Raw genomic sequence first — 8,347 nt, forward strand, 5'->3', positions numbered from 1 at the left:
CAAAGGCGAGCAAGCCTCTGACCGGCTCTGTCAGCCCAAACTTAGGCCGGCGGTAAGGGGAGGGCGGCTAGCTCTTTGGGATGGCCAAGAGCACCAATCCGTTCCGCTACTTCGACAGCTCGCCGGAGGTGATCCGGACGGTGGTGATGATGTACGTAAAGTACCCGCTGTCGCTTCGGAATGTGGAAGACCTGCTGGCCGAGCGCGGCATCGACATCTGCCATGAGACGGTGCGCCTGTGGTGGAACCGGTTTGGCCCGATGTTCGCCGCCGAGATCCGACGAAAGCGGGTTCAGAAGATGCGCGCGTTCACCCACTGGAGGTGGCATCTCGACGAGATCTACGTGAAGATCAACGGCGAGATGCATTACCTCTGGCGGGCCGTGGACCAGGAGGGCGAGGTGCTGGAATCCTTTGCCAGCAAGACCCGGGACAAGGCCGCGGCGCTAACGTTCATGAAGAAGATCATGAAACGGCACGGCCGGGTGAAGGCCATCACGACGGACGGTTTGCGATCCTACAAGGCCGCCATGAAGGCCCTCGGCAACGCCGCCAAACAGGAGATCGGCCGCTGGGCCAACAACAGGGTTGAGAACTCCCATCTGCCATTCCGACGACGAGAACGGGCCATGCTGAGGTTCCGGCAGATGAAGACGCTGCAGAAGTTCAGCTCAGTCCACGCCGCCTTCCACAACCACTTCAATCAGGATCGCCACCTCATCAGCAGAGAGACATACAAGGCCCAACGCTCGGCCGCCCTGGCCGAGTGGCAGACGCTCGCCACATAGGCATCGCGTTATCTGCCCAGAATGCGTCACTTGGAGACAAGTTGGCGTTGGACTGACAGCACCGACCTGACGCATTGACCACGCGTTGGAGGACATCGCCGCCGAACTCGCCTTTGCCGACTGGTTCGAGCTGATCGAATGGGAACTTCGCGCGCAGTATGTCTTCGAGCACGAGTTCCTGCGCCTCGCCCTGCAGCTGTTGAGACCCCTGCTCCGCCTTCTTTTTAGGCTCTTCGATTTTCTGGTGCATCGACGCGATCTGCGTGTCGCGCTCCTTGACGGTCAGTGACAGCGCCTCCTCAGCCTCCTGTTTGGCCGAAGCTCGAACCGCCGCCAGCCCCTCGCTGACCTGCCGCTGTACGGTGAGTTCCGCCTCCCGCAGCTTGTCGTCTAGCTCGCGCTGTTTCTTGAGCATCTCGGCTTCAGCAGCTTGGGCCGTCTTCAGCTTCTCTTCGCGCGCCTTGAGGGTCTCCGTCAGCTCTTTCAGCTGGTTGTCTTTGCCTTCTATATCGAGCGCGACCATGCGCTTGGCACGCTCGGTTTCCTCGGCCGCGATTTGCTTGCGCTCGGCATCCAGCCGTTGAGCCACCGTAGCGTCGAGCGCGTCGCGCTGCTTCTCGAGTGACGCCTTCTCAGCTGCGAGACCAGCCTCCGCCGCTGCTATTTCTTGGTCCTTGGCCGCCAGCTGCGCGGTATATTGCTTGCGCGTCTCGGCGACCAACGGCGCCGCCAAGGAATCCGTGAGCTTGATCTCGGTTTCGCAATTCGGGCACTGAATCGTCGGTTCGCTCATGATGGTCCTCCCCTGTCGCAAGCTCGCCCGCCGCGAGTCGTTAACAGTTCGAATCAGTCGCTAGATCGAAGCTACGCCATAATCGGACGTAGGCTTTGCCGTTACTACGAGCAGAGCTGTTCACACGGTCGGCCGTCGCCGTCGCCATCGAGGGTGTCGACCCGACACTGCACCAGATAGGCCCTAGCCTCGTCGCACGACCGCATCTGACTGCAGTACCGCTTTGACCCGCAGCGGATCCCCTCCGTCGACGCCGAGCTCTCGCCCCGCGCCGGCGATCGCCCGACCAGGCCCCGCACCTGAGTTGTCACCGCAGGTTGGCCAACGGATACCGCTTCAGGCGTGCGGTTACCGCGCCGCCATCGCCAAGGCTCAACCTGATCAGAGGCCGGCATCGACCACAGACCTATGCGCTGCGTTTTGGCGTCGCGCTCGACCTCGATCAGCGTCTCGTCGATCAGGTACTCGCGGAACGCCCAGGCCGCGCCGATAGCGACCATCTCGCGGTTGATGTTACGGCCGTTGACAGAGACCTGAGCGACCACGCGACCGTACCGGTCGGTGTCGGTCTGCACGACCTCGACAGACTGACCGTAGACCAGCTCAGACAACGACTGTTTGGACCGCTCGCCCCAAGGCTGCCGACGCTCTGGCGCGTCGATCTCGGCGAGACGAACGGAGCGTTCACGGCGGTCGCCGTCGAGAACCGTGATCGTATCACCGTCGGCGACACCGACGACGCGGCCATTAAAGGTCTCGTGCGCGCGAGACGTGGTGGGCGCCGGCAGTTGATTGGCGACGCGCTCGCATGCACCGAGCATGAGCACGCACGCGACCAACATCGCGGTGCTCCACCGCCTCTTCACGCGGTAGCCTTCGCCAACATGAGCCGCAGCATCAGTGCCTTTGTCGTGATCTGCACTCTGAAATCCCTTTGCAGCTCACTGCTGCGTCGCGACCAAGTCGGTCATTCGGGCAGTCTGCGATGTAGCTCCGAAAAAACCCCAACATCATTCCAGCGATCACGCGAACCGACCACATAGACAGCTTCCTTTGCCCGTGTGACCGCGACGTTGAGCAAGTTCGGCTGACGACCCGCCCAAGCTCGCGCGCCTGTCTGAGACGCCATCGGCGCCCCCAGCACAAAGATAACCGCCTCCGCTTCTCGACCTTGCACGGTGTGTACAGTCCCCACTCTCTCGCGCAGCCACGCGGTGGCGTCAGGGACCAAAGCCGCAAGGATCCCGCTTTCGGCAATCAAGCGACGCAAGTTGTCTTGAACGACCACAAACGGCGTTACGATGTAGAGGTCTGGTAGACCGCCTCCCGCAGTCGCCGTTGCGAGCAGATCGAGCACCACCTGCCCTTCCGCCGCAGACCACTTATCGACCGCTCGACCATTCACATTGATCCAACGCGACGCACCCAGCGCGTCGCGAATGGCCGACTCCTTTGGAGCCTTCGCCTGAACCATCTGTCGCTCGTAAGCGATCGCGTTTGCGACAGAGAACATTGGCTCGGAACAGCGACGATGCACCAAGAGAGGGACGCCCACGGTACGACTGCCATTCCCGCCTGCAAACTCCGCGACGTACGCCGTCGCCGCATCCGCGAGTGTCTGCACTGACGCACCTGGTGCGTTGTAGAGATCGGGATCTGCTCCGAACTGACGATGGATGGCGTCGGTCAACGTCTCGGGCAGCATTACGACGGGTTGGATCTGAAGGGGGTCGCCGACGACGATGGCGCGCTTGGCACGCATGAGTGCACCGACGGCAGACTGGGGCGTCGCTTGACCGGCTTCGTCAATCAGCAGCCACCCCAGCGACTCCGGCGGCAACCGCCCAAGCATTCGATCGACCGACGCGAACGTGGTCGAGATCGCGGGGACCACAAGGAAGAGAGAAGACCAGAGATGCGGTAAGAGAGCATCCTTCTCTGGTGATCCAAGTGATCCACCGCCGAGCGCATTCATCATCGCGCCGAGGTTATGTCGCAGCGGTTTGGCGCTGGCATCGATGAAAGCCTTGTGAACCGCCAACGCCTGTACGAACATGTCGTCACGCCTCTTTTGCAGCTCAGCGCTCAACCAAGGCGACGCTCGATGGCGATCTGCGTGTGATCGACTGAAAAACTCAGCATCTATGAACCGATCACCAATCTCTGCTCGGCGAGCTTGCGCACTGGTCAGAGTTTCGGACAGCGTGTGCACAGCTGCCGCCCAACCTGATTGAGGTCCCCTCGCACGCTCAAGCTCGTACCGAATGGTATTCGCCGCCTGACGCGCCACGACATTGGCCGCCTCAGCCTCAGAGGTATGCCTGTGAAGCCGAGAGCCGGCGCTGTCCTTCCGCACCACCCATTCACGCCACCGCCGAGTCCCGAACAATCTGGACCAGAAGCCGGGTCGTTGGGCAACAATCGCCTTCCAATCAGCCAGCTCGCGGAGAAGCCCGGGGAGAAGCGACCATGCCAAACGCACCCGTTCCAGTTCCGCAAGCTCATCCTGCATTGCACGATGACTCGACAGAAAGGCTTCTCGGATCACACGCCAGCGACGCAGGGCGTCGGCATTGCTAGTCGGTGCGTCTTCTTCGGTCACGATACGTGGGGGACGCTCGGCGAGAGCAGCTTCGGCCTCTGCCGTCTCTTCGATGACCTGCGGCGCCCCAGAAGCGGCGGCCAGGTAGGTCGAGAGACCGACCTCCGGATCCCACCAGAATGTCTGACGAAAACGCGACCGGTTTCCACTGTTGCCCAAGACCGCAGCCCCCAACCCCCATGTCGCCTGGCCGCAGAGTTCGTCAGACAGCGATCTAAAATATCGAAGCGTTGGTTGGTCGTCGGCAATGGCGCCGAGCGTTGGGATTTCACCGCTTACGTTCTCAACCGCCTTGTTGTTCGATGAAGCGACCAGCATCTCGAAGCCCCGAATGCTCTCATCGACCTCGTATAGATGTATCCAGCTGTTCCCCGCCCTCACCTTCTCGCCACTGTGCACAAAAGCTTCGCTGGGATCGTAAAACTGAGCCATCGCCAAGGCGCGGTCGGTCACAAGCCCGCTCACTAGATCTCTCAGAAGTGTAGTTTTCCCAGTGCCTGGCGGTCCATTGATCGCGAGAACACCACCATCTCTGAGTTCGTCGAGCGCAAGGTTGACGGCGGCCTGCTGAAGCAAAACCAATGGATGCCCGCCGCGGCTCGGCCATCGGGCCGGCGGAAATCGCGAAGGCTCGACGGCGCGAGCAAGCGCGGTGTCGTCGTGCAGCAGATCGTCACGCGCACTTGGTTTGATCGCACCGAGATATCGCGAAAGATTGCCTGGCGCCGATCCGTCGCGCATGAGCGCAGCGGCCTTGCTGAGGTCATTCAGAAAGAAGCTATTGAGCAGCAGCGCGTCAGGCGGCTCATTGCTCCGGTAATAGGGGTAGACGCGAACAGCGAACGACGGACCACTCGTTAGCTCCTTCGGCAAGCCCAGACAGCTCGCTAGCCATTTGTACGCGTCGTCTATGTCTTTGCGCGTGAGGGAAAGCGTTTCACCGTCCGCATTGCGGCGGCGCACTCGCTTATCGAGCTGCTCAAGGAGTTGCCGCTCTTGGTCGGGCCAGTCCGCCAAACCTTTTAGATCACCTGCAAGCGCGATCGGCATCCCCCAAGCGAAGCTGGAAATCGAGAAAGCGCTCTCTTCGATGGGGCGGCCCTGCCGATCAACGATGATGCTCGCAACGATGCTCTCACCGCGGGCCTGTGGTCGTTCAACGCGCAGATCGACGTAGGCTTTGCTCAATCGATCAACGGCCGGCGCCATGTCGATCGAACCAAGCACCACATGATAGAAAAGACGTTTCCCCGGACGCGATTTTTCGCCGTCACCGGACCACGGTAGAGCGCCTGAAAGTTTCGCGATCGCTCGCGCGTCCCCTCCCGCGAGTTGGGCTGGTCTCAGATAGGTCGCTGGACTGAGCACCTCCAAGACCGTCCAAGCAGCGAGAATGTTCACAGGCTCGTTGGTGAGCGGGCCAGTGGGCTGCGCTTTGAAATTTGTCGTCGGTTGGGCTGGAGCGCCGGAGACGGCATCAACGTCGTCAGAATCGAATTTCTCGCTCTCTTCGAAGAGGTCGTTCGTGTCGACCGCGGCAGGTCTCGCGGGTGAAGGACGCCGCGCGTTCCGAGCAGTAGGCTTGTCGGGTTCTCTGCCGGGGGAACCACCATGCGATTTCAGGGCCGTGTCCACCTTGGCGCGCAACGCTGCAGCGCGATCGGTCTTGCGATGCGCAAGCTCGGCCGAGATCGCTTCAAGGACGGCCCGGTCGGTTTGATGCGCCGACGCTAGCCGTTCGAGCTCAACGATTCCCGTTTGAAAATACGGCCTCACGCACTCATCCCTTTGCATGGACCCCAAAATCCACGCCCGCGAGAGCGTTCGCCAAAAAGCTCCGCCTCACCCTCGCAATCGACTTAGAGCAAAGGTCGTCCGATCAACAGCCAAAGCGTGCAAAGAGGCGCGACCGCAAGGGGTGGACTTCTAGCTCACCGCCGCCCGCTCAGTGCATTTGTGTTGATCTGCACTGAAGCTTTATCCCCCGGTCGCGCCAGCTCCTATCCGCGTTCATCGATCTCGGGCGCTTTTGCGCCGAGCTTGTCCACGGCGCGGGCGTCGCTAAGCTTCGGCAATGAACGGAAACGCAAATGGGACTGACGCTGATTTGATGCCTTCGCTTTCTATCGAAGCGCAGTTGGGAGCAATATTCGACGACCCCGACTTTCTCACCATCCACCGTCGGATGTCGCCGTTCAATGTCTTCGAGGCTGTCGGCGCCATCCGAGGCGAGCTCCGTCACTCCAACTTCCTAGCCTATCTGCTCTCGCCCAATCGACCCCACGGCCTCGGCTCGCGTGCTCTCGCCGCATTCCTACGCCGTGTCCTCAGCCGGATGGAACCAGACGGACGGCCGATCATGTTGTTGGAACTTCTCGTGACCGACCTCGACGACGCAGTCGTCTATCGCGAGCGCGAAAACATCGACATTTTGATCGAACTGCCTGCTTTGAATTTGGTCGTCGCGATCGAAAACAAGATCGGAGCGAGCGCCGGCGACGGTCAGTTGAAGCGCTATAGCGACAAGGTTGCGCATGTGTATCCAAACCAAAAGAGCCTCCTGGTCTTCCTGACTCCCGACGGGACGTCGGCGGACCATGAAGGCTATGTCGCCTACGGCTATGCCGACTTAGCCGACACCCTTGAAGCCCTCCTCAGAGATGAGCCCGGCAATGGGGAGTCCGAAGCCGGACTGGTCGTGCGCCACTATGTAGAAATGTTGCGGAGGCACGTTGTGCAGGATGAAAAGCTACAGGCGGTCGCGGTCGCACTCTACGAGCGCCACAAAGAGGCTTTTGATTTCATCTTCGACGCAAGACCTCCGGCAACCAGCCTAATAACGGTCGTTCGCGAAAATGCTTTGGCGATCGATGGCCTCGTTGAAGACAGTGGTTCTGGCAGCCTCTTTCGTTTCGCGCCTCAGGTCTGGGACGACCGCTTAACGGTCATAAAGGGCGATCCGACCAGGTGGTCAAAGACCGGTCGGGGTTTGCTATTCGAGGTCAAAACCTACAACGGCTCGCCAGGCCGCTTGAACGTCTCCCTGATCCTAGGTCCAGGGGACACCCACATGAGAGCCGCTGTTTACGCTGAAGCTCTCGCTCAGCCACAGTTGTTTACCGGGTTGGTCAAGCCTATGGGCACCCAATGGGTCACCATCTTTAGCCGCGACCTTCTGACCGCTCAGCAGGCGAAGGGCCAAAGCTTTGAGGTTCAGGCCAATAGCGCCGGCCTGGCGTGGTCGGATTTCCAGGGAAGAACGCTGCAGTCTTTAATTGACGCCATAATCGACATTGATGCTCGGCTCGTCGCCTCAGCTTCTGGTGTCGGCGGCTGATTTAGAAGTGCTAGATGGAGGCGATCATCGGAGCCAGGCAGCGGGTACCGGTTCGTTCAGTGCCATTGTCTTCATCTGCACTGAGCTGCTCCGTGGCGCGGCGTTAGGACGGTCCTGCCATCACCAGGGCCCGAACGCATTGATCGTCCGGCCACACCGTTCGACAGCCGCAGAATGCGCGTCTTGCCCGGTGCTCGATAGCGTCGGCCAGGACCCGATCTCCTTGAAATACGCGTCCCCCTTTGCGACGCATTCCCCGTAGCTCGAAGTGGCAGGTTCGATCGTCGGTTCGACAGTGGGGACTTCACTGGGCTGGTTCGATTTCGGCGCAAGAGTCGAGTCTGCCTCTGAACCCGAAGAGGTTGGCAGTGGGGCCTGCGCCATCATCGATCCCGCAACGAACGCGATACAAACCAACGCTGCGGCACCCATCCCGAAGCCGACTCTTCGGAGCCATGCCTTAGACTGCATCTGACGGAGGGTTCGCATGGTGTGAGCCAGCTTAGCCTCACGGGCGGCCACGATTTTCTCACGCTCAACTAGCCTTTTCTCACGCTCGGATATGTTGTCGTCCCGCCATGTTTTTCGGGCGTCGGAGAGAGCGTCGTTTGCCGTCTTTAAGGTCGCGCCAATCTTCTCAAGCATGTTGTCTCTCCCCCGGCTCCGTCGGAGCGTAGCGCGAGGGAAGAGCGTGCTCCAACGCGATAGTGAACCGCCCCGGGTTTGCCGGAGGCCATTTGGCTTAAGTTAGGCGGCCAGGGGCTGTTCGGCTAGCATGGCATAGTAGGCAGCTTCGGCTTCGGCTGGCGGGATATGGCCTATGGGCT

At 60.7% G+C, this 8,347-nt stretch carries 6 protein-coding genes; 2 read left to right on the top strand and 4 right to left on the bottom strand.

From position 1 onward, the window contains the following. The first annotated feature begins 80 nt into the window (after window positions 1-80). Window positions 81-788, top strand: coding sequence for an IS6 family transposase (locus ACP7AZ_RS16445; RefSeq protein ID WP_426039701.1), 708 nt, complete (start codon window positions 81-83; stop codon window positions 786-788). On the opposite strand, the gene ACP7AZ_RS16450 is transcribed toward ACP7AZ_RS16445, so the two are convergent. The 3 genes from ACP7AZ_RS16450 to ACP7AZ_RS16460 form a co-directional block, all read right to left on the bottom strand. Beyond that, complete coding sequence (locus ACP7AZ_RS16450) at window positions 721-1,581, bottom strand: DUF2130 domain-containing protein (protein ID WP_426039703.1); 861 nt, start codon at window positions 1,579-1,581, stop codon at window positions 721-723. The genes ACP7AZ_RS16445 and ACP7AZ_RS16450 overlap by 68 nt on opposite strands. Before the next feature lie 104 nt (window positions 1,582-1,685). Further along, complete coding sequence (locus ACP7AZ_RS16455) at window positions 1,686-2,423, bottom strand: thermonuclease family protein (protein ID WP_426039705.1); 738 nt, start codon at window positions 2,421-2,423, stop codon at window positions 1,686-1,688. 125 nt (window positions 2,424-2,548) lie between these two features. Next, window positions 2,549-5,959: a DEAD/DEAH box helicase gene (locus tag ACP7AZ_RS16460; protein ID WP_426039706.1), complete on the bottom strand. Its 3,411-nt coding sequence runs from the start codon at window positions 5,957-5,959 to the stop codon at window positions 2,549-2,551. Between the two features lie 298 nt (window positions 5,960-6,257). Here ACP7AZ_RS16460 and ACP7AZ_RS16465 point away from each other — a divergent pair, with 298 nt between their 5' ends. Beyond that, the gene (locus tag ACP7AZ_RS16465; protein ID WP_426039707.1) at window positions 6,258-7,520 is read left to right on the top strand and encodes a PD-(D/E)XK nuclease family protein; all 1,263 of its coding nucleotides are present in this window, start codon (window positions 6,258-6,260) and stop codon (window positions 7,518-7,520) included. A gap of 120 nt (window positions 7,521-7,640) precedes the next feature. Here ACP7AZ_RS16465 and ACP7AZ_RS16470 read toward each other — a convergent pair whose 3' ends face one another. Beyond that, the gene (locus ACP7AZ_RS16470; protein WP_426039708.1) at window positions 7,641-8,165 is read right to left on the bottom strand and encodes a hypothetical protein; all 525 of its coding nucleotides are present in this window, start codon (window positions 8,163-8,165) and stop codon (window positions 7,641-7,643) included. Window positions 8,166-8,347 lie beyond the last annotated feature (182 nt).

Source organism: Brevundimonas sp. DC300-4 (genome assembly GCF_049897365.1).
In the GTDB taxonomy this organism is placed as follows: Bacteria; Pseudomonadota; Alphaproteobacteria; order Caulobacterales; family Caulobacteraceae; genus Brevundimonas.

Bases quoted from the DNA above. Each gene is read 5' to 3' on its own strand.
- ACP7AZ_RS16470 (WP_426039708.1), bottom strand. From the start codon at position 8,165: ATGCTTGAGAAGATTGGCGCGACCTTAAAGACGGCAAACGACGCTCTC.
- ACP7AZ_RS16445 (WP_426039701.1), top strand. From the start codon at position 81: ATGGCCAAGAGCACCAATCCGTTCCGCTACTTCGACAGCTCGCCGGAG.
- ACP7AZ_RS16465 (WP_426039707.1), top strand. From the start codon at position 6,258: ATGAACGGAAACGCAAATGGGACTGACGCTGATTTGATGCCTTCGCTT.
- ACP7AZ_RS16450 (WP_426039703.1), bottom strand. From the start codon at position 1,581: ATGAGCGAACCGACGATTCAGTGCCCGAATTGCGAAACCGAGATCAAG.
- ACP7AZ_RS16455 (WP_426039705.1), bottom strand. From the start codon at position 2,423: ATGTTGGTCGCGTGCGTGCTCATGCTCGGTGCATGCGAGCGCGTCGCC.